This is a genomic window from Serratia entomophila, assembly GCF_021462285.1.
Lineage (GTDB): Bacteria > Pseudomonadota > Gammaproteobacteria > Enterobacterales > Enterobacteriaceae > Serratia > Serratia entomophila.
Window position 1 is genome coordinate 2,271,269 of sequence record NZ_CP082787.1, and the last position, 22,738, is coordinate 2,294,006.

24 protein-coding genes are annotated in these 22,738 nt (G+C 58.3%); 10 read left to right on the forward strand and 14 right to left on the reverse strand.

Translation table 11 applies throughout. The annotated features are described in order from the left end of the window. The first annotated feature begins 183 nt into the window (after positions 1-183). Positions 184-822, forward strand: coding sequence for a riboflavin synthase subunit alpha (locus tag KHA73_RS11155; RefSeq protein WP_234590899.1), 639 nt, complete (start codon positions 184-186; stop codon positions 820-822). A 55-nt stretch (positions 823-877) separates the two neighbouring features. After that, a complete protein-coding gene (locus tag KHA73_RS11160; protein WP_234590900.1) occupies positions 878-1,171 on the forward strand; it encodes an I78 family peptidase inhibitor in 294 nt (97 codons plus the stop codon). Between the two features lie 73 nt (positions 1,172-1,244). Here the strand turns inward: KHA73_RS11160 and cfa are convergent, their stop codons facing one another. Beyond that, positions 1,245-2,396 (reverse strand): cyclopropane fatty acyl phospholipid synthase, encoded by a 1,152-nt coding sequence (gene cfa, locus KHA73_RS11165; RefSeq protein WP_234590901.1) that lies wholly within the window; start codon positions 2,394-2,396, stop codon positions 1,245-1,247. 341 nt (positions 2,397-2,737) lie between these two features. Beyond that, a complete protein-coding gene (gene punC, locus KHA73_RS11170) occupies positions 2,738-3,952 on the reverse strand; it encodes a purine nucleoside transporter PunC (RefSeq protein ID WP_234590902.1) in 1,215 nt (404 codons plus the stop codon). Between the two features lie 123 nt (positions 3,953-4,075). Between punC and punR the strand changes: the two genes are divergently transcribed. Beyond that, positions 4,076-5,020 (forward strand): DNA-binding transcriptional activator PunR, encoded by a 945-nt coding sequence (punR, locus tag KHA73_RS11175; RefSeq protein ID WP_234590903.1) that lies wholly within the window; start codon positions 4,076-4,078, stop codon positions 5,018-5,020. On the opposite strand, the gene purR is transcribed toward punR, so the two are convergent. Further along, positions 5,017-6,042 (reverse strand): HTH-type transcriptional repressor PurR, encoded by a 1,026-nt coding sequence (gene purR / locus KHA73_RS11180; protein WP_234590904.1) that lies wholly within the window; start codon positions 6,040-6,042, stop codon positions 5,017-5,019. The two genes, punR and purR, sit on opposite strands and share 4 nt — an antisense overlap. Positions 6,043-6,366: 324 nt before the next feature. Here purR and cydH point away from each other — a divergent pair, with 324 nt between their 5' ends. Next, positions 6,367-6,456, forward strand: a complete 90-nt coding sequence (cydH, locus tag KHA73_RS11185; protein WP_095097282.1) for a cytochrome bd-I oxidase subunit CydH — start codon at positions 6,367-6,369, stop codon at positions 6,454-6,456. A gap of 143 nt (positions 6,457-6,599) precedes the next feature. Here the strand turns inward: cydH and KHA73_RS11190 are convergent, their stop codons facing one another. Continuing rightward, entirely contained in the window at positions 6,600-7,418 is an 819-nt protein-coding gene (locus KHA73_RS11190; RefSeq protein WP_234590905.1) for a C40 family peptidase, read from the reverse strand. A gap of 415 nt (positions 7,419-7,833) precedes the next feature. On the opposite strand from KHA73_RS11190, the gene KHA73_RS11195 reads away from it, so the two are divergent. Beyond that, a complete protein-coding gene (locus tag KHA73_RS11195) occupies positions 7,834-8,181 on the forward strand; it encodes a Grx4 family monothiol glutaredoxin (RefSeq protein ID WP_061795547.1) in 348 nt (115 codons plus the stop codon). Positions 8,182-8,250: 69 nt separating this feature from the next. Here the strand turns inward: KHA73_RS11195 and rnt are convergent, their stop codons facing one another. The 6 genes from rnt to KHA73_RS11225 all read right to left on the reverse strand — a co-directional run bounded on the left by rnt (position 8,251) and on the right by KHA73_RS11225 (position 13,915). Beyond that, the gene (gene rnt, locus KHA73_RS11200) at positions 8,251-8,934 is read right to left on the reverse strand and encodes a ribonuclease T (protein ID WP_234590906.1); all 684 of its coding nucleotides are present in this window, start codon (positions 8,932-8,934) and stop codon (positions 8,251-8,253) included. Positions 8,935-9,011: 77 nt separating this feature from the next. Further along, the gene (gene gloA / locus KHA73_RS11205) at positions 9,012-9,419 is read right to left on the reverse strand and encodes a lactoylglutathione lyase (protein ID WP_234590907.1); all 408 of its coding nucleotides are present in this window, start codon (positions 9,417-9,419) and stop codon (positions 9,012-9,014) included. A 171-nt stretch (positions 9,420-9,590) separates the two neighbouring features. Then, a complete protein-coding gene (nemA, locus tag KHA73_RS11210; protein ID WP_234590908.1) occupies positions 9,591-10,694 on the reverse strand; it encodes an alkene reductase in 1,104 nt (367 codons plus the stop codon). 90 nt (positions 10,695-10,784) lie between these two features. Next, entirely contained in the window at positions 10,785-11,390 is a 606-nt protein-coding gene (locus KHA73_RS11215) for a TetR/AcrR family transcriptional regulator (RefSeq protein WP_234590910.1), read from the reverse strand. A 116-nt stretch (positions 11,391-11,506) separates the two neighbouring features. Beyond that, positions 11,507-13,144 (reverse strand): phosphoethanolamine transferase EptA, encoded by a 1,638-nt coding sequence (gene eptA / locus KHA73_RS11220; protein WP_234590911.1) that lies wholly within the window; start codon positions 13,142-13,144, stop codon positions 11,507-11,509. 129 nt (positions 13,145-13,273) lie between these two features. Continuing rightward, positions 13,274-13,915, reverse strand: coding sequence for an NAD(P)-dependent oxidoreductase (locus KHA73_RS11225; protein ID WP_234590913.1), 642 nt, complete (start codon positions 13,913-13,915; stop codon positions 13,274-13,276). A 139-nt stretch (positions 13,916-14,054) separates the two neighbouring features. Here KHA73_RS11225 and KHA73_RS11230 point away from each other — a divergent pair, with 139 nt between their 5' ends. The 3 genes from KHA73_RS11230 (at position 14,055) to KHA73_RS11240 (ending at position 16,241) form a co-directional block, all read left to right on the forward strand. After that, positions 14,055-14,984 (forward strand): LysR substrate-binding domain-containing protein, encoded by a 930-nt coding sequence (locus KHA73_RS11230; protein ID WP_234590914.1) that lies wholly within the window; start codon positions 14,055-14,057, stop codon positions 14,982-14,984. 21 nt (positions 14,985-15,005) lie between these two features. Continuing rightward, positions 15,006-15,245 (forward strand): DUF1289 domain-containing protein, encoded by a 240-nt coding sequence (locus tag KHA73_RS11235; RefSeq protein WP_234590916.1) that lies wholly within the window; start codon positions 15,006-15,008, stop codon positions 15,243-15,245. Positions 15,246-15,344: 99 nt separating this feature from the next. Further along, positions 15,345-16,241, forward strand: coding sequence for an aldo/keto reductase (locus KHA73_RS11240; RefSeq protein WP_234590918.1), 897 nt, complete (start codon positions 15,345-15,347; stop codon positions 16,239-16,241). 56 nt (positions 16,242-16,297) lie between these two features. Here the strand turns inward: KHA73_RS11240 and KHA73_RS11245 are convergent, their stop codons facing one another. Then, positions 16,298-18,142: a polyurethane esterase gene (locus KHA73_RS11245; protein ID WP_234590920.1), complete on the reverse strand. Its 1,845-nt coding sequence runs from the start codon at positions 18,140-18,142 to the stop codon at positions 16,298-16,300. 234 nt (positions 18,143-18,376) lie between these two features. On the opposite strand from KHA73_RS11245, the gene sodC reads away from it, so the two are divergent. Then, positions 18,377-18,898, forward strand: coding sequence for a superoxide dismutase [Cu-Zn] SodC (sodC, locus tag KHA73_RS11250; protein WP_234590921.1), 522 nt, complete (start codon positions 18,377-18,379; stop codon positions 18,896-18,898). On the opposite strand, the gene KHA73_RS11255 is transcribed toward sodC, so the two are convergent. The 3 genes from KHA73_RS11255 to KHA73_RS11265 are packed head-to-tail and all read right to left on the reverse strand — an operon-like array spanning position 18,899 to position 22,036. Further along, complete coding sequence (locus KHA73_RS11255) at positions 18,899-20,929, reverse strand: FUSC family protein (RefSeq protein ID WP_234590923.1); 2,031 nt, start codon at positions 20,927-20,929, stop codon at positions 18,899-18,901. It lies immediately after the preceding gene. 3 nt (positions 20,930-20,932) lie between these two features. Next, the gene (locus tag KHA73_RS11260; protein WP_234590925.1) at positions 20,933-21,796 is read right to left on the reverse strand and encodes an efflux RND transporter periplasmic adaptor subunit; all 864 of its coding nucleotides are present in this window, start codon (positions 21,794-21,796) and stop codon (positions 20,933-20,935) included. A 3-nt stretch (positions 21,797-21,799) separates the two neighbouring features. Beyond that, complete coding sequence (locus KHA73_RS11265) at positions 21,800-22,036, reverse strand: DUF1656 domain-containing protein (protein ID WP_234590926.1); 237 nt, start codon at positions 22,034-22,036, stop codon at positions 21,800-21,802. Positions 22,037-22,217: 181 nt separating this feature from the next. On the opposite strand from KHA73_RS11265, the gene slyA reads away from it, so the two are divergent. Beyond that, complete coding sequence (gene slyA, locus KHA73_RS11270) at positions 22,218-22,652, forward strand: transcriptional regulator SlyA (RefSeq protein WP_234590928.1); 435 nt, start codon at positions 22,218-22,220, stop codon at positions 22,650-22,652. The last annotated feature ends 86 nt before the right edge of the window (positions 22,653-22,738 follow it).

Here is a 22,738-nt window from a genome sequence, read left to right on the forward strand (position 1 = left end):
ATTAAAAATAGCGGAATTTTGTCAAAAAGATTGTACCTGCTCGGCGTCGTTAAGCAAACGTTGTGATCAAATAGTTATTAAATGCGCACACGCAGATTTTTTGCCTCGGCGGATTTGGTTTTCCGCGCCATCTGGGGCAAACTGCCGGAAGCGCTTTAACACTTTCAGAAAGAAGAGGCATACATGTTCACCGGTATCGTACAGGGCACCGCGCCGCTGGTCGCCATTGATGAGAAACCCAACTTCCGCACCCACGTGATTGAGATGCCTGCCGAGCTGCTGCCTGGGCTGGAGCTTGGCGCGTCGGTCGCACACAATGGCTGCTGCCTGACCGTGACCGCGGTCGAAGGCAACCGCGTCAGTTTCGATCTGATCAAAGAAACGCTGCGTCTGACCAACCTCGGCGAACTGGCGTTGGGCGACGTGGTCAATATCGAACGCGCGGCCAAATTCAACGACGAAATTGGCGGCCACCTGATGTCCGGCCATATTATCTGCACGGCGGAAGTCGCCAAGATTTACACCTCGGAAAATAACCGCCAGGTGTGGCTGCGTATGCCGAATGCCGAATTAATGAAATATGTCCTGCATAAAGGCTTTATCGGCATCGACGGTATTAGCCTGACCATCGGCGAAGTGGTGAATAACCGTTTTTGCGTGCATTTGATCCCAGAAACGCTGGAGCGCACCACCCTGGGTAAAAAACGCCTGGGCGACAAGGTGAATATCGAGATCGATCCGCAAACCCAGGCGGTGGTGGACACCGTGGAACGGGTGCTCGCCAGCCGCGAGGCGGCCCTGGCGCCTGCGCACAAAGACTGACCCAGGTTCGGGCGCCGTCGCCGGGACCGCATCATAACCAGAGAGGAGCATACGCGTGAAGTTTTATGGGAAAACGTTAATGTTAACCGCGCTGCTGGCGCTCAGCGCCTGCAGCAGTTCACCGGAGAAGGGCGCTGATCCGCAGACGGCCGACGCGGACGATACCTGCGGCGCGTCGCAGTATCAGAGCTATGTCGGCAAACCGATGGCCTCGCTGGAGGGCCTGCAAATTGATGCCAAGGTTCGCGCCATTCCGTACAACTCGGCGGTGACCATGGACTTTAACCTGCGTCGCCTGAACTTCCTTGGCGACAGCGACGATAAAATCATTCGCGTTTATTGCGGTTGATGCGCAGTTTGCTGCCCGCAAAATAAAAATAGCCCCGGTTTAACGCCGGGGCTATTTTTTTACGCGGGGTCAATCAGCGGCTGACGCGGATACCGCCTTCGACGCCTTTCGGGCTGAATACCACCTGCCACAGCTGAATATCGCGCGCACGGAACGCGCCGGCGCAGGCGTTCAAATAATAGCTGAACATGCGTTCGAAACGTTCCGAATACCGCTGGGCCAGCTGCGGCCAGGCCTGTTTAAATCGTTCATACCAGGCCATCAGCGTGCGATCGTAATCGGCGCCGATATTGTGCCAGTCTTCCATCACGAAATGGCCTTCACTGGCTTCGGCAATATGGCTGACCGACGGCAGGCAACCATTCGGGAAGATATATTTGTTGATCCAGGGATCCACATTCATATCCGTCCGGTTGGAACCTATGGTGTGCAGCAGGAACAAACCGTCCGGTTTTAAATTGCGTTCGACCACCTTGAAATAGGTGCGGTAGTTTTTCGGACCAACGTGCTCGAACATGCCGACGGAAACGATGCGTTCAAACTGCTGATGCAAATCGCGGTAGTCCTGCAACAGAATTTCCACATCCAGCCCGGCGCAGCGTTGCTGCGCCAGCTTCTGCTGCTCGGCGGAAATGGTCACGCCCACCACCGAAACGCCGTAGTTTTTCGCCGCGTAGGCGGAAAGGCCGCCCCAGCCGCAGCCGATATCCAGCAGCCGCATGCCGGGTTTCAGCTGCAGTTTTTCGCAGATCATTTTCAGCTTGGCTTCCTGCGCCTGTTCCAGCGTAGTGGCGTCTTTCCAATAGCCGCAGGAATATTGCATATAAGGATCGAGCATCAGGGTAAAGAGATCGTTCCCCAGATCGTAATGTTCTTTGCCGACGATCCAGGCGCGCTTCTTCGACTGCAGATTGGTTAATCGCGCGGCGGCTATGCGCAGCGTATCTTTAAGATGGTGGGGGAGTTTCTTTTCCAGCCCGGCGCTGACCACGCGTTGAAAGAATATATCCAGCCGCTCGCACTCCCACCAGCCGTCCATATAACTTTCGCCCAGCCCCAAAGAACCTTCCTGCAGCACGCGTTTAAAAAAATCGGGGTTTTTAACCTGAATGTCGAAGGGGCGCGATCCGTTGATTTCAATACCGGCCATGCCGAGCATTTCATGAGCGATACGGTACCATTGGTTATCCTGAATGCTCAGATCTTCTATACACGATGAACTCATAGCTTCTCCATCACCTTCTTCTGACTGATGACCCGCAAGGAAAAAGCTTAGACAATTTCTGCGGGCGCATACGTTTACCGCGGAAAAATTACCCGCAGCGTCTGATATCCGACTATGAACAGAGGAAAATTTTAAGAAGGCTCCCAACGCAAAGGGCGCAGGATAAACACATCCTTAAAAAAGTGTGACGCCATACGCGTACACAATAGCTACTTGAGATATAGAGATTATAAGGTGTTACTTTAAAAGGTTGTTTTTGAGTATAGGCGTGCCGAGGCGCTTACTCAACCGTAAATCGCGCTCGGCAAAAATATTCTTTAAGTGACTATTAACCCAGGTAATTATGACGCCTGGTTAGCATGTTCCCGCGGCGCTTTCTGCTCCGCGTCGGCCGTTTTTCCCCGCTGCAGCCAATAGCCCAACGCGGCCAAAATCACCGTGGAAACCATCACCGTTACCGTCGCCAACAGCGGCTGGGCGATAAACGCCGAAACCAGCATGCTGGCGACAAAGCACAGGCCCAGCTGCAGGGTATTTTGCAGCGCCGCCGCCTTGCCGCTGCTTTCCGGGAACGGCGTCAGCGCATTGGCCACCATGATCGGGTAGCCGGCGCCGTTAACCAGTGCCATAACGCAAAACGGGATCAGCAAAGTGGTCAGGGTCGGTTCGGTTAGCGTCGCCACCAGATACAGCGCCACCATACTTATGCCGTAGGTTACCAACAGCCAGGGCAGCAGGGCTTTACCATTAATGCGTTTTAACGCGGCGCGGCAGCCATAGCCGCCGAGCAGGAAGGCCAGGGTTTGCGGCACATAACTCAGGCCGATATCATTCGGGCTGTAGCCCATGTCGCCAAGGATGAACGGCGAACCGGTCAGCCAGGCGAAAAAGCCGGCCGAGCAGGCGGCGAACATGGCGACGTTGCCGCTGAATACCGGCGACTTCAACAGCTGCCAGAAGCTGACGCCGCGGTTCTTTTCGGCGCTGGCCGCCGGTTGCGGTTTGGCATTTTCTTTCAGCAGCAGGGTCGGCAGCAGCAGCAGTACGGTGATGCCCAGCAGCACGGCGAAGATCGTCCGCCAGCTGCTATGGTTCAACAACCAGGCGCCCAGCAGCGGCGCCAGCGCCGGCGACAGCGCCACCAGCGGCATGATGGTGGCGAATACGCGGTTCGCCTTGCCGTCGCGGTAGCGATCGACCACCAACGCCTGCCAGGTCACCGCGGCGGAGCACACGCCGATCGCCTGAATAAAACGTAGCGACCACAGCTGCACGGCATTTTGCACCCATAGCATGCCGAGACAGCCGAGGGCGAACAGCGCCAGGCCGATCAGCAGCACCGGTTTACGGCCCAGGTGGTCGGAGAGCGGCCCCCACAGCAGTTGCGCAAAGGCGAAGCCGGCCAGGAAGATACTGAGGCTGGCGCTGATGGCGCCGGCGGAAATTTGCAGCTCTTCCCGCATGGCGCCGAAGGCGGGCAGGTACATGTCGGTCGCCAGATAACCCAGCATACTCAGGCCGGCGAGATAGAACATAAAGCCAAAGGAATTTCGCATGGTATTTCTCGTTAATATTTTGTTGTCGCAGGTTTTTAGCGCCGGCAAGTGTATCCGGCTGGATCTCTGCTTGTGAAACGGTAATATTTGCAAAGTGCTGTTAAAAAAATTGAAGGCAAGACAATGTGGTCTGAATACTCTCTGGAAGTGGTGGACGCAGTGGCGCGCACCGGCAGTTTCAGCGCGGCGGCGCAGGAGCTGCACCGGGTGCCGTCGGCGGTCAGCTATACGGTGCGCCAGCTGGAGCAGTGGCTGGCGGTGCCGCTGTTCGAGCGGCGCCATCGCGACGTGGAGCTGACGCCGGCCGGCGCGCTGTTTATCAAGGATGCGCGGGTTGTCATCAAAAAAATGCTCGACACCCGCCGGCAGTGCCAGCAGGTGGCCAACGGCTGGCGCGGCCAGCTGAACATCGCGGTGGACATCATCGTCAAACCGCAGCGCTGCCGCCAGCTGGTGCTGGACTTTTATCGGCACTTTCCCGACGTGGAACTGCAGGTTCAGCCGGAGGTATTCAACGGCGTGTGGGATGCGCTGGTCGATGGGCGGGCGGAGATGGCGATCGGTGCGACGCGCGCGGTGCCGGTCGGCGGCGGTTTTGCCTTCCGCGATATGGGGTATATGAACTGGCTGTGCGTGGCCAGCCCAGGGCACCCGCTGGCGCAGTTGGCCGGCCCGCTGCATGACGACCAGCTGCGGCCCTATCCCTCGCTGTGCCTGGAAGATACCTCGCGCAACCTGCCGAAGCGCGTAACCTGGACGCTGGATAACCAGCGGCGGCTGGTGGTGCCGGATTGGGTTTCGGCGCTGGATTGCCTGTGCGCCGGGCTGTGCGTCGGCATGATGCCGGCCCACCGGGTTTTGCCGTTGGTGCAGCGGGGCGAACTGGTGGCGCTGCAGCTGCAGCAGCCGTTTCCCGCCAGCCCCTGCTGCCTGACCTGGCAGCAGGATAAACCCTCACCGGCGATGGCCTGGCTGCTGGAATATCTGGGGGACAGTGAAACCCTGAACCAAGAGTGGCTGGGTGAAACGCTGCCGGAAGCCGCGCGGGCTCCCGGCAGCGGCGATTAGCGGCGGTAGTCGATGAACGGACCGTCGGCGACCGAACGGCGCTCGATCAGCTTCGGATGCACCTCTATCACCTGCGACTCTTCGCGCTTGCTGATGATGCGATCCAGCAGCATGGTGAAGGCCATTTCGCCCAAACGCTCCTTGGGCTGGTGGATAGTGGTCAGCGCCGGGGTGAAGTAGCGGGCGTTGCGCACGTTGTCGTAGCCGATCACCGAAATATCCTGCGGCACCCGCAGGCCCAATTCGTCGGCGGCGCAGATGGCGCCCATCGCCATGATGTCGCCGCCGCAGAACACCGCGGTCGGGCGCTGTTTTTGCGACAGGATCTGATGCATCGCCTTGTAACCGGATTCCGGTTCGAAGTCGCCCTGGACTATCCATTCGTCGCGCACCTCGATATTGGCTTCCTGCATCGCCTTCAGGAAGCCCTGATGGCGGCCGCCGCCGGTGTTGCGCGCCAGCTGGCCGGGAATGGCGCCGATATCGCGATGGCCGCGTTCGATCAGATAACGGCCGGCCAGGTAGCCGCCTTCGAAGGCGTTATCGATGATGGTGTCGGTAAAGTCACCGCGCGCCGCGCCCCAGTCCATCACCACCATTGGGATATTGCGGTAGTCTTCCAGCATGCCCAGCAGTTGGTCCGGGTATTCCGAGCACATCACCAGCAGCCCGTCGACGCGTTTTTGCGCCAGCATCGCCAGGTAGGCGCGCTGCTTGTCCAGGTTGTTGTGCGAGTTGCACAGGATCAGCGTATAGCCCTTGCTGTAGCAGCTGTTTTCCACCGCCTCAATCACTTCGGCAAAGTAGGGCGCCTCGCTCGAGGTGGCCAGCAGGCCGATCGACTTGGTGTGATTGACCTTCAGGCTGCGCGCTACGGCGCTCGGTGAGTAATGCAGTTCTTTGATTGCGGCCCACACGGCCGCTTTGGTCTCTTCGGCGACGAAACGAGTCTTATTGATGACGTGCGAAACGGTGGTGGTGGAAACGCCAGCGCGTTTGGCCACATCTTTAATCGTTGCCATGTAAGAAATGACTCCTGAACTTACATGTTGCAGCATGTAAGTGTGATGTTAATCGTTTGCCTGCGTAGATCCTCCTCCAGAGAAGCGAAAACTGAGTTTTTAGTGTATTGAAGTCGTCAGCGCTTGGTCAGGAGGGGCATTGTTGCCGGTACGCAGTTGTGAACTGCGAATTTTGTCGCATATTGAGCAAAAGGGGAAGAGGTAATCGGTATTATAAACAGGGAAATGATAACAAGATTTTATTGGCGAACTGTGGGAAAATGATTTGACGTACTAATTGTGCGCCTTTTATCCTTGGGAAAGCCTATCTGAGAAGGAGTAGTAATGGATACCGATCTGAAGATGTCGCTGTTCACCACCCTGTGTGCGCTGGCCGTGATCATTGCCTTCAGCTTCACCGCCGCGTTGAACTGAATCCCCGGCATTAAAAAGGCGCAGCTTGCTGCGCCTCGTCGCTCTCCCCGGCGGTTATCCGCGTTTTTCTGCAGCACAGGTCCGGTACGCCAACGCCCGGAGGTTCTCCAGGCATTTCGGTCGCGTATCGCGCCAGCCTGGTATTAGCGGATGGTTTTCGGCGTCACTACCCGGCGGGCGCCGATGTAGTGGTTCTGCCAGTAGTCGTTGTCGAGCTGGCTGATGCGGATCTCTTCGCCGGTACGCGGAGACTGGATAAACTTGCCGTTGCCGAGGTAAACGCCGACATGATCGGCCACGCCGCGGTTGTTGATGCGGAAGAACACCAGGTCGCCGCTTTCCAGTTCGTTTTTCTTGATCGGCGCGGCGTCGCGCAGGTGATACATCTCATTGGCGGTGCGCGGCATCTTGATTTTTACCACGTCCTTATAGGCGTAATAAATCAGGCCGCTGCAGTCAAAGCCGGTGCGCGGCGAGCTGCCGCCCCAACGATAAGGCTTGCCCATCTGATCCATCAGCTTGGCCATGGCAGTTTGTTTGGCGTGCTGATAGCGTTTTTTATGCGCCGGGCTAAGCTTCAGCGGCTTATCATCGAGCACCAGTTTGGCGGTTGCCATACCGGCTTCGCGGTGGCGACCGTAGCCTTTTTTGTAGCCCTTTTTCGGTGGGGTGACTTTGATCTTGGCGATTTTCTGGGGTTTGGCTTTCGACTTGGCGCTGACAATCTTTTTAGCGGTTTTCTCGGGTTTGGCCTTGGCGATCTTGGTTTTTTTCTCGCTTGCCGTGACTTTGGCTTTTTTGCCGGCCTTTACCGCTTTCTTTTTTTTGCGGTCATCCGGCCGTGCTTCATTAACATGGCTCTTGCGCTGCTCGGCGGCAACACGCGCCTGTGGCGCAGCGTGCGCCAAATTGAAGAATAGCTGCGTAAATAACAGCACAAAAAGCGTAAGAATTAAACGCATGTCGATGTCACCAACCTTGGCCCCGAAACGGATATCGAAAGAGTCACAGTATTCCCGAATTTCGCCATATAAAACAGCGAAGAACTCATAAATGATAATCCATATTGTGAGAAAAAGTTAATAGCATTTTTTTTGGTTTAAAATCAACCTGTTGATGTATAAAAAAACATCACCTCGTTTCCGTGGATATTATAAAGCGGGCGGTTGGGCCGCCAAAATATATTAGTGAAATGGTCGGATTAAAAATGTTATTCTGAGCGTATGTTTTAACCGGAATGGCGTTGCCGGTGAAGCGCGATCGGCGGCGGGTGAATGCCCTTGCAAAAGATGGCGTTTTCTTGCGGCTGTTCCAGCCGCTACAATAGCCCGTGTGATGCATGTTGTAGCCATGAGATGTGGCCTGAGGAAGCAATAAATGACGACGACGATTGAAAAAATTCAGCACCAGATTGCTGAGAACCCGATTCTGCTGTACATGAAAGGCTCGCCAAAGCTGCCAAACTGCGGTTTTTCCGCACAGGCGGTTCAGGCGCTGTCCGCCTGTGGCGAGCGCTTTGCCTACGTTGATATTTTGCAAAACCCGGACATCCGCGCCGAGCTGCCTAAGTACGCCAACTGGCCGACGTTTCCACAGCTGTGGGTTGACGGCGAATTGGTCGGCGGCTGCGATATTATCATCGAGATGTATCAGCGCGGGGAACTGCAGCAGCTGATCAAAGAAACCGCAGAGAAATACAAAGAGCAGGAAGACCAACAGCCTTAATCGGCCGGCGGCTTGTTGCCATCGCATATCGGGCGGCGCCAGTGCAGACTGGGCCGCCCGATTTTTTTGTCAGTCGTCGAGGTCGCCGGCGGCCAGCGGCCAGCCGCCGAGGCGTTTCCAGCGGTTGACCAGCTCGCAAAACAGCAGGGCGGTTTGCTCGGTGTCGTACAGCGCCGAATGCGCCTGGCTGCTGTCAAATGGCATGCCGGCGGCGATACAGGCTTTCGCCAGCACCGTTTGGCCCAGCACCAGCCCGCTCAGCGCCGCGGTATCGAAGGTGGCGAACGGGTGGAACGGGTTGCGCTTCAGGCTGGCGCGCTCGGCGGCGGCCATCAGGAAGCTGTGATCGAAGTTGGCGTTGTGCGCCACGATAATGGCCCGGTTGCAGCCGCGATCCTTGATGCCTTTGCGCACCGCTTTGAAAATGGCGTGCAGCGCGTCATATTCGCTGACCGCGCCGCGCAGCGGGTTGTGCGGATCGATGCCGTTGAACGCCAGCGCCTCCGGTTGCAGGTTGGCGCCTTCAAAAGGCTCAACGTGAAAGTGCAGGGTTTCATCCCGCTGCAGCCAGCCGTCCTCGTCCATTTTCAGCGTGACGGCGGCAATTTCCAGCAACGCGTCGGTTTTGGCATTAAAACCGGCGGTTTCAATATCTATTACTACGGGATAAAACCCACGAAAACGACCACTCAGGGCGTTAAGATCACTTTTTTCGGCCATCAGTTTCTTATCTTCATCGAATGCAGCGCGCATTATGGCAAATTTTGCGCCCGGTTGCAGGCGCTTATCACGGGATAAAAAGAAGGGCGCCGCTGCGCCCTGGGGTAGCCTTACTTGCCGAGGCCGTGGCCGGCGTGCTTGTTCTCGATCAGTTCGATCTTATAGCCGTCCGGATCTTCGACAAAGGCGATCACCGTCGTGCCGCCCTTGACCGGGCCGGCTTCTCGGGTCACTTTGCCGCCGGCGCGGCGAATGCCGTCGCAGGTGGCCGCCACATCGTCGACGCCCAGCGCCAGATGGCCGAATGCGGTGCCCATTTCGTAGCTTTCGGTGCCCCAATTGTAGGTCAGTTCAATCACTGCGCCTTCGCTTTCATCGCTGTAGCCGACAAACGCCAGCGAATATTTGTATTCCGGGTTCTCGCTGGTGCGCAGCAGGCGCATGCCTAATACCTTGGTATAGAAGTCGATGGAGCGTTGCAGATCACCGACGCGGATCATGGTATGGAGTAAGCGCATAATTCCTCTGATTGGCTGTGCCGTTGCCAACGGCGGGTGGGTCGAGGCGAAACTCAGTATAGCGTTGTCGCACAAGGGAATTCAACGCAGTATGAGTGACAGCGTCACACCTGTTGACCGAAAAAAAACGGCCATGATGCTGTCATGGCCGCTGGGGGGGATAAAGGTTCGTTAGTTGGTCAGGAACGGATAATCGGTATAGCCTTCGGCGCCGCCGCCGTAGAAGGTTTCCGGCTTGGGGTCGTTAAGCGCGGCATGCTGCTGCAGGCGCTCCACCAGATCCGGGTTGGCGATATAGCTGCGGCCAAAGGCCACCGCATCGATAAAGCCTTTATTGATCAGATCTTCGGCCTTCTCGGCGGTGTAGGCGCCGGCGCCGACGATCACCCCTTTATAGTGGGCGCGCACCGAATCGCGGAAGGCGTCGGAGTAAGGCTTGCCGCCGGCCCAGTCCGGTTCGGAGATGTGCAGGTAGGCCAGATTGCGCTTGTTCAGCTCTTCCACCAGGTACAGCGCGGCTTCTTCCTGATCTTCGCCGTTGTCCAGGCCGTTGAACGGGCCCAGCGGCGAAATGCGGATGCCGATGTGCTCGGAGCCCCATTCGGCGACGGCGGCGTCGACCACTTCCAGCGTCAGGCGGGTGCGGTTTTCGATGCTGCCGCCGTATTGATCGGTGCGCTGGTTGGAGGCCGGCGACATGAACTGGTGCAGCAGATAACCGTGCGCGGCGTGCAGCTCGATGTAATCGAAGCCGGCCTCGCGCGCGTTGGCGGTGGCCTGGCGGAAATCGTTGACGATGCCCGGGATCTCGTTGAGCTCCAGCGCGCGCGGGGTAGAGGTTGGCACCCGCACCCAGGCGCCGGTTTCGTCACGCACCGTAGTGCGGCTGTCGGCATTGATCGCGGATGGCGCTACCGGCGCCTGATGGCCCGGCTGCAGGCTATCGTGGGAGATACGGCCCACGTGCCACAGCTGCACGGCGATGTGGCCGTTTTTGTCATGCACCGCCTGGGTGATTTTTTTCCACGCGGCGATCTGCTCTGGCGTGTGCAGCCCCGGAGCGCCGGCGTAGCCCTTCGCCTGGAAAGAAATCTGGGTGGCTTCGGTCACGATTAACCCGGCGCTGGCGCGTTGAGCATAATACTCACCCATCAGCGGCGTCGGGATATCGCCAGGTTCGATGCTGCGCAGGCGCGTCAATGGCGCCATAAACACGCGGTTGGGCAGGGTGGTGGCGCCAACCTTCAGCGGGGAGAACAATTTTTCAATCTTCATGATGCATCCTATGTTTAATAGACCGGTCGACTAGTAACTGACTGACAAAAACTCAAAACCGTCATGTCGCGTAAGTTCAGGGTGTTACGCTCACTGCTGCGGCGGGCGCAACAGCAACTCAATGCTTTCCAGCGCGCTGGTCAACGGCGCCAGCGAACGGCGGATTTTGGCGCGCAGCGAAGCGCCGAGCCACAGCGAATACAGCGTTTCCGCCGTGGCCGCAGAGCTCATGGCAATCGACAGCGACCCTTCACGGATGCCGCGTTCGATGGCCGCCTGCAGGTGGCCGACCACCCGTGAAGTGCCGGTTTCCAACGCATGGCGCATCGGTTCCGACAGGTCGCTCACTTCGGCGGACAGCTTCACCGCCAGACAGGCGTTATGGCATTCGCTGCGGCAGTGGTAGCTGATCGCCTGGGCGTAATAGCTCAGCAATTGGTGGCGCGCATCGCTGTGGCCATCGTTAAACAGCTTTTGCATTTCGGCGTCGTAGTGCGCGAAATAGCGCTGCAGCATCGCTTCGCCGAAGGCTTCCTTCGAGCGAAAATAGTGGTAGAACGAGCCTTTAGGCACGCCCGCGGTGGCCAGCAGTTCGCTCAGCCCCATGCCGGTAAAGCCCAGGCGCAGGCTGAGGGTTTCGCCGGTAGCGAGCAGGTGTTCACGTGTGTCCACGGGGCAATGCGTTGATTTAGTCATAATGGCGATGAGCATAATAGACCGATTGGTCTAGGTCAAGAAGAATAAAAAACCGGCGTCGGAACGCCGGTGGTCTGTAGGGTATTTTGCCCCAGCGGGGCGTGGAAGTTAAGCCCTTATGCGCCGCTGCGGCAGCGCTGCAGGATATCCAGCTGCGGCTGATACTCGCGGGTTTGCACGTTCAGCATGCCCAGCAGGGTGTGGAACAGGTCGTCCTGCGAAACTTCGTCCTTTTCCGCCAGCGCAGTCAGGCATTGGCGATCGATGCCGAAATTGCGCTGGTAGTCGGCCGACATCCACATCAGGAAAGGCACGTGGGTCTGCTGGCTCGGGGCGAACACGTAAGGGGTGCCGTGCAGATACATGCCGTTTTCGCCCAGCGATTCGCCGTGATCGGAGAGGTAAACCAGCGCGGTGTTGAATTTGTCGCTGTACTGCTGCAGCAGCTTGATGGTGTCGTCCAGCATCGCATCGGTATACAGCAGCGAGTTGTCATAGGTATTCACCAGCTGCTCGTGGGTGCAATCCTGGATCTGATTGCTGTCGCAGGTGGGCGAAAACTTCTGGAATTCCGGCGTGCTGCGGCGGTAATAGGCCGGCCCGTGGCTGCCCATCTGGTGCAGTACGATCACGCCGTCGTCCTTCAGGCCGCCGATGTAGTCGTTCAGTTTGTACAGCAATACCTTGTCCATGCAGACATCGCCGTCGCAGTCCTGCGGCAGTTTCATCTTGGTCATGTCCACATGCGGCACGCGGTCGCAGGCGCCTTTGCAGCCGCCGTCGTTTTCGCGCCACAGCACGTTGACGCCCGCATGCGCCAGCACGTCGAGCATCCCTTCCTGGTGGGTCGCCAACGTGGCGTCGTAATCTTTGCGCGGCATATTGGAGAACATGCAGGGCACTGAAATCGCCGTTTCGGTACCGCAGGAGCTGGCGTTTTTGAAATACACCACGTTGTCTTGTTTCAGACGCGGATTGGTTTCTCGCGCATAGCCGCCCAGCGAGAAGTTCTCGGCGCGGGCGGTTTCGCCCACCACCAGGATCACCAGCGTTTTCTTTTGCTGCCCGGCGATCAGCGGGCCTTTATGCGCATCTTCACCGATTTTCACCAGCGGCAGGTTGTGGGTGAAATAGCGTTGCTGAGTAAATTTGATGGTGCCGGACACAAAGTTGGACGGCGTCAGCATTTTCACCACGCTTTTATTGTTGCGGATCAGCGAAGCGTAATCTTTGTAGAACAGCGCGGCGATAATCAGGATCACCACCAGCGACAGCATCACGTTGGCGGCGCGCAGCCCGAGCATGTACCACCAGGGGCGAGTTTTGCGGATGTGGGTGAAGCAGACCGCCACCGCCGGCAGGATGCCGAGCAGCGCCAGCCACAGCCCCATGCGCGGCGTCAGCAGCGCGGTCGCTTCCTGCGGGTTGGTTTCGAAGGCGTTTTGCATCATGTTGCCGTCGATCACCACGCCGTAGCTGTACATGAAGTAGTTGGCCGCCGCGCTGCCGAGCAGGAAGAAAATCATCAGCGGTTTGCGCAGGAAGGGCACGGTCAGCACGCTGAAGATGATGTTTAGCGCGCAGAAAATCACCACCGGCATGGTGGCGGCGAAAATCATGCTGTGAAGGTCATCGAAGCGGATATATGACCAGGCCTGGTGCAGGAATAACGCGTTCTGGAACAGGGTGAAAAACAGGGCGCTGGCGAGGATAAAACCGAGGCTGTTGCACTCTAAGCGTTGACGTAACCACATTGCCAAATCTAGATCCTGATAGTAGGTAATGCGTCGAAATATACAGGATGAAACTTAAGAAAACCTTAGAGAATCAGATTACTGGCGGGGCGCTTTATGGGGAGGCCAGGCCGGAGCCTGGCCGTATCCTTAATAGGCGGCGGTGAACTGCGCGCGGATAAACTGCGGTTTTTCGATTTCGTCGACAATCGCCACCGCCAGATCCTCCACCGAAATGCTGGCCGGCGCCTGGCCGTTCATCAGCAATTGGGTGGTGCCAAGGCGGAACTGGCCGGTGCGTTTGCCCGGTTCCAGCAGCGCAGCGGGGGACAGATAGGTCCAGTCCAGCGTAGATTCATCGCGCAGCTGGTTGCGTAAATCTCGCACCGCCTGTGCGCCCGGGCGAATATTTTCCGGGAACTGCGGGGTATCTACCAGCTCAACGCCGGGGGCCACTTCCAGGCTGCCTGCGCCGCCGACCACCAACAGGCGCTTCACGCCGGCCTGCGCTATCGCGCTGAGGATCTGCTGCGCGCCGCGGCGGGTTTTTTCATACAGATCGTCTTCGCTCCAGCCCGGATTATAGGCGCTGATTACTGCGTCCTGGCCGCTCAGCTGTTTCGCCAGCCAGGCGGTGTCGGCGATGTCGCCCAGCGCGACGGTCAGATTGGCGTTCTCCGGCAGGTCTTTCTTCTGACGGGCGATCGCCGTCACTTGCAAACCGCGGGACAGCGCTTCATCCACCACGCGGCGGCCTACAAAACCCGTTGCTCCAATAATGGCTACTTTCATCTGTTTGCTCCTGTCGGAAATGCGTTCACTGTCATTGTGCAGGCCGCTTGGCCTGCTGCTGAGTTCTACTCTAGTCCTTAACAATAGACTTGATTAGTGCCATATTCATGCTTTCTTGATTAAGTAAAACTTCATAATCGTGGATAAACTCAATCGAATGGCCGTGTTCGCCACCGTGGTGGCGGAGGGATCGCTGGCCGGCGCGGCCCGGCGGCTGGGCATGACGCCGTCGGCGGTCAGCCAGCATATGCGTTCGCTGGAGAAAGCGCTCGGCGTGCCGTTGCTGCACCGTTCCACCCGCCGGCTGGCGCTGACCGAGGCGGGCGAGGCGTTCTATCCCGGCTGCGAGGCGATGCTGCTGCAGGCGCAGCAGGCCGAGCAGCGGTTGGCGGAGCTGCGGGATACGCTGGTGGGGGAGCTGCGCATCGCCAGCACCGTCGGTATCGGCGGCCGGCCGCTGGCCGAGGCACTGGCGCCGCTGCTGCAGGCGCACCCCAAGCTGAGGCTGCGCGTGCTGGCGGATGATCGCATCGTCGACATGATTGAACAGCGGATAGACATTGCGCTACGGGTCAACCGCCAATTGGCGGACGCCAACATGATAGCCCACCCGCTGGCGGAATGGCCGATAGTGCTGTGCGCCGCGCCGCGTTACCTCAGCCAGCACGGGGTGCCGGAAAAGCCGCAGGACCTGGTGCGGCACAGCTGGATTTCCAGCGGTTACGTCGGCGTGCACCTGAATTTGCATCATCAGTCCGGCGAGCAGGTGAAGTTGCGCCTTGAGGAAGGGCAGATTATCAGCGGCAGCATGAACGTCATACGCGCTTTCACCCAGGCTGGGCTGGGGATCTCTTTCCAGCCGCTGTATGAAATCGGCGACGAACTCAAACGCGGCGAGTTGATCCACCTGATGCCGGAATGGCGCCCTGCGCCGCTGCGGTTGCATGCCCTGACGCTGGAACGGGCGATGCCGGAGAGGAACCGCCAGGCGCTGCGCTATTTGCGCGACTATTTTCGCCGCAAGTGTGAAAAGACACTTGCCAGCGGCGTCGATGACGTCTTCAATTAGCAAGAGAATGCAGGAGGCCCCGTGGCGCAGCAGCTTGAGTTTTTCGACATTCCCAGCCCGTGCCGCGGCATCTGCCAGGCCGACGAGCGCGGTTTTTGCCGTGGCTGCCTGCGCAGCCGCGAGGAGCGCTTCGGCTGGATGCAAATGAGCGACGCGCAAAAACGCGACGTGCTGCGCCTGTGCCGCCAACGCCTGCTGCGCCTGCAGCGGGCCAATAAACAGCCCGATGAGCCTCAGCCGGAGCAACCGTCGCTGTTTTAATCCTTTCCTGATCTGCCGCACGTTAGGGCGGCTTTCCGCTTTCCAGTTGCGCATCCGCTTGTGTATGCTGGCGTCAACTAATGTCATGAGGTTTTCGCAATGGTAGATCGTATTCGACTCGCGCCGCAGGGGCCTGAATTTTCCCGCATGATTTGCGGTTACTGGCGTTTGATGGAGTGGGGCATGACCCCTCAGCAGTTGCTGGGGTTTATTGAGCAGCATCTTGAGCTGGGCGTGACCACCGCCGATCATGCGGACATTTACGGCGGTTATGCCTGCGAACGGGCGTTTGGCGAGGCGCTGCGGCTGAAGCCGGCGCTGCGCCAGTCGCTAGAGCTGGTGTCCAAATGCGGCATCGCCACTACCGCCAAACCGGGCAACCCGATTGGCCATTACATTACCGACCGCGACCATATCGTGCACAGCGCCGAGCAGTCGCTGCAGCATCTGCATACCGACTACCTCGACCTGCTGCTGATCCACCGCCCGGATCCGCTGATGGACGCCGATGAAGTGGCGGAAGCCTTTGCGGCGTTGCACAAGAGCGGCAAGGTGCGCCATTTCGGCGTTTCCAACTTCACCCCGGCGCAGTTCCAGCTGTTGCAGTCGCGTCTGCCGTTTTCGCTGGTGACCAACCAGGTGGAGATTTCGCCGATCCACCAACCGGCGATCCTCGATGGCACTCTCGATCAGTGCCAGCAGTTGCGTATCAAACCGATGGCCTGGTCCTGCCTGGGCGGCGGGCGTCTGTTCAACGACGCCGAATTCCGGCCTTTGCGCGACGAGCTGCAGGCGGTGGCGCAGGAAATCGGCGCCGAGACCATCGAACAGGTGGTGTATGCCTGGGTGATGCGCCTGCCGTCTGCGCCGCTGCCGATTATCGGTTCCGGCAAGATTGAGCGCGTACGTTCGGCGCTGAAAGCGCAGCGTCTGGCGCTGAGCCGCCAGCAGTGGTTCCGTATCCGCAAGGCGGCGCTGGGCTACGACGTGCCTTAATCGGCAAAAATAAAAGCCGGGCAGCGCGGGCCGCCCGGCTTTTTTACGCCCGTCATTTATGCCAGCACGGCCTGGCCTTCGTTAAAGTGATCCAACGCAACGCCAACCAGCGTGACTTTACTGGCGCCGAAGGACAACACCAGATCGTTGTCCTGTTGAGAAATATAGTCGCCGATGTTGCTGCTGGCGCCTTGCGTGCCGATAAACACCAGTTTGTCGGTGGCGCTGAAGTTGTACAGCCGGTCGCTGCCGAACTCGCCGCTGAACAGGAAGGTGTTGTGGCCGCCGGCGCTTTTCAGCGTGTCGTCGCCGCTGCCGCCGACGAAGGTCAGCTTGCCGCCGGCGTGGCCGAGAAGCGTATCGTTGCCGTCCTTGCCGAACAGCCAGGCGTCGCCGGCCCGGGCCTGCAGAGTATCGTTACCCTCAGTGCCGTTGGTGGAGGCGGCATAGGCCTGCAGGCCGGCGTCCGATTTCAACCCGGCGGCGGTGACCTGGTGATCCACCTCTTTACTGAAGATAAGCCAAGAGGTTTCCTTGCTGCGCAACGTGCCGATATCGTCCGCCAGGGTGATGCCCCCCTTGGCGTCGCGCAGATAGAGCGTCTCGCCGTCGTAGGCTACCTGGGTATTTTTCAGCGCCTGCTGGGTATCGAAGACGTTATTGCCCTTGCCGCCGGAAACGATGTTGTAACCGCCGTCGTCGCGGAAAACATCATTGCCGTCGCGGCCTTCGAGATAATCGTTGCCGCTTCCGCCCTTGATCAGATCGTTGCCGTCGCTGCCGATGATAAAGGTCGGTCCGGTGTGGGTTTCGGCATTGCGATTCAGATCTTGCACCCAGGTATTGCCGCGGGTGACGTCGGACAGGTTGGAAACGATGATGGTCGAGTCTTTATCGGTGAGCGAATAAAACTCCGAGTTCAGCACCCGCATCAAACCGTCCTGATAAAAGAACGGCAGGTGAGACAGCCAGGTGGGGATATTCAGGATGGAGAACGGCAGCAGGTTCCAGGCGGCGGAGGCGTAATGGTCGTTGAAGTTGACGATATTGTTGGTGGCTGAATCCTGCGGCGCATCGTGCACCCCCAATGAGGCCGGGGTCAGCGTGGTGCCGTCCAGCGCGCGGAACACCGGGTCATTCTCATAGCCGATGTTGAGCACCTTGCCGCCGGTTTCATACTGGGTCGGCGAAGCGAAGGCCAGGTAGTTGGACTGAGAATAAAAACCGCCCCAGTTATCGTCGCTGAGCGCCGCCATGCTGTTTACCGCCAGGCCGCCCAGGCTATGGCCGCTAACGACAATATCATCCCCGGTCAGGCCGTTTGCCTGGGCGAATTTGGCTACGTCGCCCAGCAGCGTGCCAAAGGCTTTCAGCGTGTAATTGTCGGCGTAACCGGCCGGGCCAAATCCCGCCAGCAGGTCATTAATCACGTCGCCAATGGTATCTGTTATCAGGGATTCGCGCGGGCCGCTGGTGCCGCGGAAGGAGATGCCAATGGAGATGAGATTGCCGCCGCTGTCGTATTTGCCCAGCACTTCGGCCTGGGCGGTGGTGTAGCCCGCCGTTTCGCCATAATAGGTGCCGCGCGCGTCGGTCTTGCCCGCGTAGCCCAACTGGTCGGCGCCGATCACCGACCAGCCGGCGTTATTTACCGCTTCGGTCGCCGCCTGTTCAGAGTCGGGATTCCAGGGGATACCGGGCAGGCCGCCCTGTGACTGGGTGCTGCCGATCAGCGCGGTCAGCAGCGTCAGCGGCAACCCCAGGCCGAACCCGGTCTGGTGGTAGCCCTGATCGAAGCCGTTATCGATATTGTGATAGGCGTAGGTAGAGATCGCCAGCGCGTCGGAAAACAATGTCTTTGATTCGGACTCATCAAGATCTTTGTAGTTAAAGATGCCCATAACAGTTCCTTATGAGTATGCTGCCTGGCCCCGTTTCTTCATCAAAGGCTTCGGCCGCGGGGTAGAGTACAGGTATGCCGAACCACAGCTGGTCAGAGGACCAACATCGGTCAAATTATTATTAGCGTGAAATATTAATAATGCGAATTAAACGGCAAGATTGGCGCTGCCGGCCGGCAGTGGCGCGCATTCTCCTATACTGAAAGTTCACAACCTTGTTAAGGAGATGGATTGATGAAACGTTATTGGTATGCGGCGCTTGGCCTGATGGCCTGCGGCGCCGCTCAGGCGGCGACGGTCGAGGTGAAAATGAATTTGGTGACCGGGCAGGGCATTGGCCAGGATATCGGCAAGGTCAGCATCAGCGAAACCCCATACGGGCTGCTGTTTACGCCGCAGCTCAAAGCGCTGCCGGCCGGGGTGCACGGTTTTCACGTGCACGAGAAAGGCAGCTGCGAGCCGGGCATGAAGGACGGTAAGGCAGTGGCGGCGCTGGCGGCCGGCGGCCATCTGGATCCGCAAAAAACCGGCAAACACCTCGGGCCTTATGGCGACGGCCATTTGGGCGACTTGCCGGCCATTTACGTCACCGACGACGGCACGGCCACTTATCCGGTATTGGCGCCGCGGCTGAAAAAAATCAGCGAAATCGAAGGCAAGGCGTTGATGGTGCACGCCGGCGGCGATAACAGCGCCGATCATCCGATGCCGCTGGGCGGCGGGGGCGAGCGTTTCGCCTGCGGCGTGATTAAATGATCAACGCGCCGCGGCGGCCTGAGCCGGCTCGGGCGGGGTAATTGCCTGCTGCAGCTGCTGCAGCGAACAATAGAGCCGCCAGATCAAACCGGCCAGGTCGCGCGCCGCCTGCTCCGGGTGGTGCGCCAGCGCGTTGCTCATGCGCTGCAGCTCCTGCAAGGTGGCGTCCAGCGAACTGTGCTGTACGCCTTTCTCGGTCATGATGCCGCGCAGGCAGTGAATGCAGACGTCGCGCACCGCCGACAGCGGGTCTGAGCGGGTTTGCCAGTCGCGCAGTTGCCAGACGATATGGCTGCAGTTCAGCAATACCACGCCCCAACGCAGCAGCCAGCTGCGCGCTTCCTGATCCTGGCTCTGATTGAGCTGGCTGATGCGGTGATAGATCAGCGATTCAAATTGGCTTTCGCTCTGCTGCGGTTTCTTGCTCAGCTGATCGATAAAGTCGCGCCGCAGTGCGCGGATGATGCGGCGGCTTTTGCGCTTGTCCGAGCTGGGGCGCAGGATCTGGAACGCCAGGCCGGCCAGCAGCACCCCGACAATCTTGCCGATATTGTCATTGATAAACGACTGGTAGTCGTAGCTGGGCGGATTGGTAACGGTGAGAAACGACCCCATAAACACGATCAGTTGGCCCCACAGCGCCGCGTAACGCGGGTTCTGCAGTTTCAGCATTTGCATGGTGACCAGGATCGGCAGCAGGAAGGCGCAGAACACCCAAAAGTCGTCGATCTGAATCATCAGGCCAAATTTCACCACAAAGCAGCCGACGGAAAGCAGCAGCACCGCCTTGAGCAGCGTGGTGACGCTATTGATCGGCGAAGGCGTTGAGGAGTAGAGCACGCAGCTGATGGCGGTCAGGGTCAGGGCCGAGCTGCCGGCGTCCCACTGGGTGTTGATCCAGTAGGCGCAGCCGATGATGATGCACAGGAAGGTGCGCAGGCCGTTATAGGCCGCTTCATAGCTGTCGGTATGGCGCGCCAGCGAGGTGACGTGCGGCGGCTGGATGTCGCTCACCGGCGTCGCGCTTTCCAGCCGCAACAGCCAGCGGCTGCTGCGCAGATAGAGCCAGCAGAAATGGCGCAGCCGCAGCCAGAAGGCGCGGTGGCGGTAATCGGCGGCATCCTGCGGGGCAATTTGCTGCAGGATGCGCGCCAGCCGGTATTTGTCGGTGTCGGGATCGCGCAGCTCGGTCAGCAGCTGTTCCAGCACCGGCATCAGGTTGGCGGGGCGATCGGGCCAGTTCAGCAGCATGCGGCGCAGGCTGGATATCACGCTGGTAATGCGCAGCTGCTGGTGCAGCAGGTAGTTGAGCAGGTTGTTCTGCCGGCGTAGCCGGTAATGGCTCCAGAACGCCTGGATGCGCAACAGGTTCATGGTCAGGATCTGGCCGATGACGCCTTCATGCGAGGTGCGCATCTGCGCCGTCACCTCCGGCTGCCACAGCATGGCGGCGTGTTCCAGCAGCCGCAGCTGCATGCGGCGCAGCGAGGTCAGCAGGGCTTCGCCGTCCGAGGTGCTGGGCAGGATCATCATCATCAGCCCGCCGCACAGAATGCCGGTGATCACCTCGCACACCCGCGCCTGGGCGATATCGAAAATCTGTTGGGTATCGGTGACGTTGACCGTGGCGAAGGCGATGATGGCGGCGGTATAGCCGGCCAGCGCGAAGGCGTAGGAGGCGTTGTTCTGATAATGGTTGGAGATATAGGTGCACAACCCAATCCAGCTGGCGATAAACAGCGTGAACAGCCAGGGATCATTCAGGCAGTGCCCGGCGATCGCCACCGAGGCGGCGGCGCCGAACAGGCTGCCGATAATGCGGCCGATGCTCTTGCTGATCACGCCGCCCATGGTGGGGAAGCTGACCACTGCGGCGGAGGTCAACGCCCAGTAGGGCTCGTCGAGGTTGAGCGCGAAGGCCACCCACAGCGCCAGGCACATCGCCAGGGAGTTGCGCAGCGCATAACGCCATTGGCCGCCGGTCGCTTTGCCCCACGGGGTCCGGCTCCACTCAAGAAACGGCAGGTTCACACTTTAGCCTTGCTGATGAATTGAGATGGTGCAGGTGGTGCCCGCCACCAGCGGCAAATCGGCGGGAACCTTGAGCAATTTTATCCGCACCGGCACGCGCTGCGCCAGGCGAACCCAGGGCACGTTGGGTTTGACGTCCATTAATAAATCGCCGCTGCTGTCGACGCTTTGATCGTAAATGGCGCGGCCAATACTCTCCACCTGCCCCTGCAGCGGAATGTTGCCGTTATATAAAACGATATCCGCTTTATTGCCCTCTTTTATATGCTTCAGCTTGGTTTCTTCAAAATAACCGAGCACATAAAACGAGTGAACGTCCACCAGCGCCACCAGCGGCGTTCCTGCGCTGGCATAGTTTCCTACCCGCGCCTGTAAATTGGTGATGTATCCGTCCGTCGGGGCGTAAATTTTGGTTTTGCTTAAATTCCATTTCGCCTGTTCCAGATTGGCCTGGGCGGCTTTATAGGCGGCTTTCATTGCCTGTGCGGCTAAATTTGACTCGTCCATGTCTTCGGCGGAAATAACGCTTCTCGGCAGGCCGCGCCGGCGTGCGGCTTCATGCTCCGCCTTGGCCAGATCGGACTGCGCTTTCGCCAGCGCGGCCTCGGCGCTGGCGAGCGCGATCTGATACGGCACCGGGTCGAGAGTGAAAATCAGACTTCCCGCAGGTACGAACTGATTGTCATTAGCGTTTATTTTCTCTAATCTTCCAGAAACTTCTGGTGTGATATTGACGAGTTCGGCGCGCACTTTTCCATCACGCGTCCATGGGGATTGCATATAATAATTCCACAGCCACCAACCGGCGCAAAGGGCAAAGGCGCAGACGATCACCGTCGAAAAATACTTTAATGTTTTATGCTTCATGCGTTACCAACTCGCTAAAATCCATAGGGAACCGCTGACGGTCAGCACAAAAATAGACAAATCCATCAGCATGGGATGCCAGATTTCGCCGGAATAAATCCAGTCTCGTAACAGGTGATGTATCAGTAACCATAAAACCAGGCCCAGTAAAAAAGCTTTAAATATTGGTGGAAAATAAAGCGATGCGCCTAACACCAAATCGGGCAGGGGAGACGCAGTGTGTAACCATGATGTATTCACATTAACAATCCCTAAGGGTGAATATGTTGAATATTTGCATAACGTTTAAACAACAGCTGTTAAAAAGGGTGGCTATTTCCACAATATACATTATATACATTTGTGTTTTTAATGTGAGTTACCCAAAATAGACTAAACTCTGGGAAGGTAATGTTAGCATGCTAATTATAAGGAGGGGGAAGTGGAATCTACGTTAGGTTCGGATTTAGCACGATTAGTTCGTGTTTGGCGCGCGCTCATCGATCATCGGCTCAAGCCGCTGGAGCTGACCCAAACGCATTGGGTCACCTTGCACAATATCAATCGTTTGCCGCCGGAGCAGTCGCAGATCCAACTGGCTAAGGCGATCGGCATTGAGCAACCGTCGCTGGTTCGTACGTTGGACCAACTGGAGGAGAAGGGGCTGATTACACGTCATACCTGCGCCAATGACCGCCGAGCGAAGCGCATCAAGCTGACCGAAGCGGCCGATCCCATCATCAGGGAAGTGGACAGCGTCATCACTTCGACGCGCAGTGAGATTTTGAGCGGCATTAGCGCCGATGAAGTGCAGCTGTTGGTAGGTCTGATTGGCAAGCTGGAACAAAACATCACCGAACTGCAAAACAAACAATAATATTCTTTTTCTTTAGTACGATTACATTTCACAGCATCGGAAAGAAAAACCGGAGGCCATAGCCTCCGGTTTTACCCTCTCTATTA

Coding starts and splice junctions, on each gene's coding strand:
- purR (WP_234590904.1), bottom strand. CDS start 6,042: ATGGCAACGATTAAAGATGTGGCCAAACGCGCTGGCGTTTCCACCACC.
- KHA73_RS11190 (WP_234590905.1), bottom strand. CDS start 7,418: ATGCGTTTAATTCTTACGCTTTTTGTGCTGTTATTTACGCAGCTATTC.
- cfa (WP_234590901.1), bottom strand. CDS start 2,396: ATGAGTTCATCGTGTATAGAAGATCTGAGCATTCAGGATAACCAATGG.
- KHA73_RS11225 (WP_234590913.1), bottom strand. CDS start 13,915: ATGAAAGTAGCCATTATTGGAGCAACGGGTTTTGTAGGCCGCCGCGTG.
- KHA73_RS11215 (WP_234590910.1), bottom strand. CDS start 11,390: ATGACTAAATCAACGCATTGCCCCGTGGACACACGTGAACACCTGCTC.
- KHA73_RS11245 (WP_234590920.1), bottom strand. CDS start 18,142: ATGGGCATCTTTAACTACAAAGATCTTGATGAGTCCGAATCAAAGACA.
- gloA (WP_234590907.1), bottom strand. CDS start 9,419: ATGCGCTTACTCCATACCATGATCCGCGTCGGTGATCTGCAACGCTCC.
- punC (WP_234590902.1), bottom strand. CDS start 3,952: ATGCGAAATTCCTTTGGCTTTATGTTCTATCTCGCCGGCCTGAGTATG.
- cydH (WP_095097282.1), top strand. CDS start 6,367: ATGGATACCGATCTGAAGATGTCGCTGTTCACCACCCTGTGTGCGCTG.
- sodC (WP_234590921.1), top strand. CDS start 18,377: ATGAAACGTTATTGGTATGCGGCGCTTGGCCTGATGGCCTGCGGCGCC.
- rnt (WP_234590906.1), bottom strand. CDS start 8,934: ATGCGCGCTGCATTCGATGAAGATAAGAAACTGATGGCCGAAAAAAGT.
- KHA73_RS11195 (WP_061795547.1), top strand. CDS start 7,834: ATGACGACGACGATTGAAAAAATTCAGCACCAGATTGCTGAGAACCCG.
- punR (WP_234590903.1), top strand. CDS start 4,076: ATGTGGTCTGAATACTCTCTGGAAGTGGTGGACGCAGTGGCGCGCACC.
- KHA73_RS11240 (WP_234590918.1), top strand. CDS start 15,345: ATGGTAGATCGTATTCGACTCGCGCCGCAGGGGCCTGAATTTTCCCGC.
- KHA73_RS11260 (WP_234590925.1), bottom strand. CDS start 21,796: ATGAAGCATAAAACATTAAAGTATTTTTCGACGGTGATCGTCTGCGCC.
- nemA (WP_234590908.1), bottom strand. CDS start 10,694: ATGAAGATTGAAAAATTGTTCTCCCCGCTGAAGGTTGGCGCCACCACC.
- KHA73_RS11155 (WP_234590899.1), top strand. CDS start 184: ATGTTCACCGGTATCGTACAGGGCACCGCGCCGCTGGTCGCCATTGAT.
- eptA (WP_234590911.1), bottom strand. CDS start 13,144: ATGTGGTTACGTCAACGCTTAGAGTGCAACAGCCTCGGTTTTATCCTC.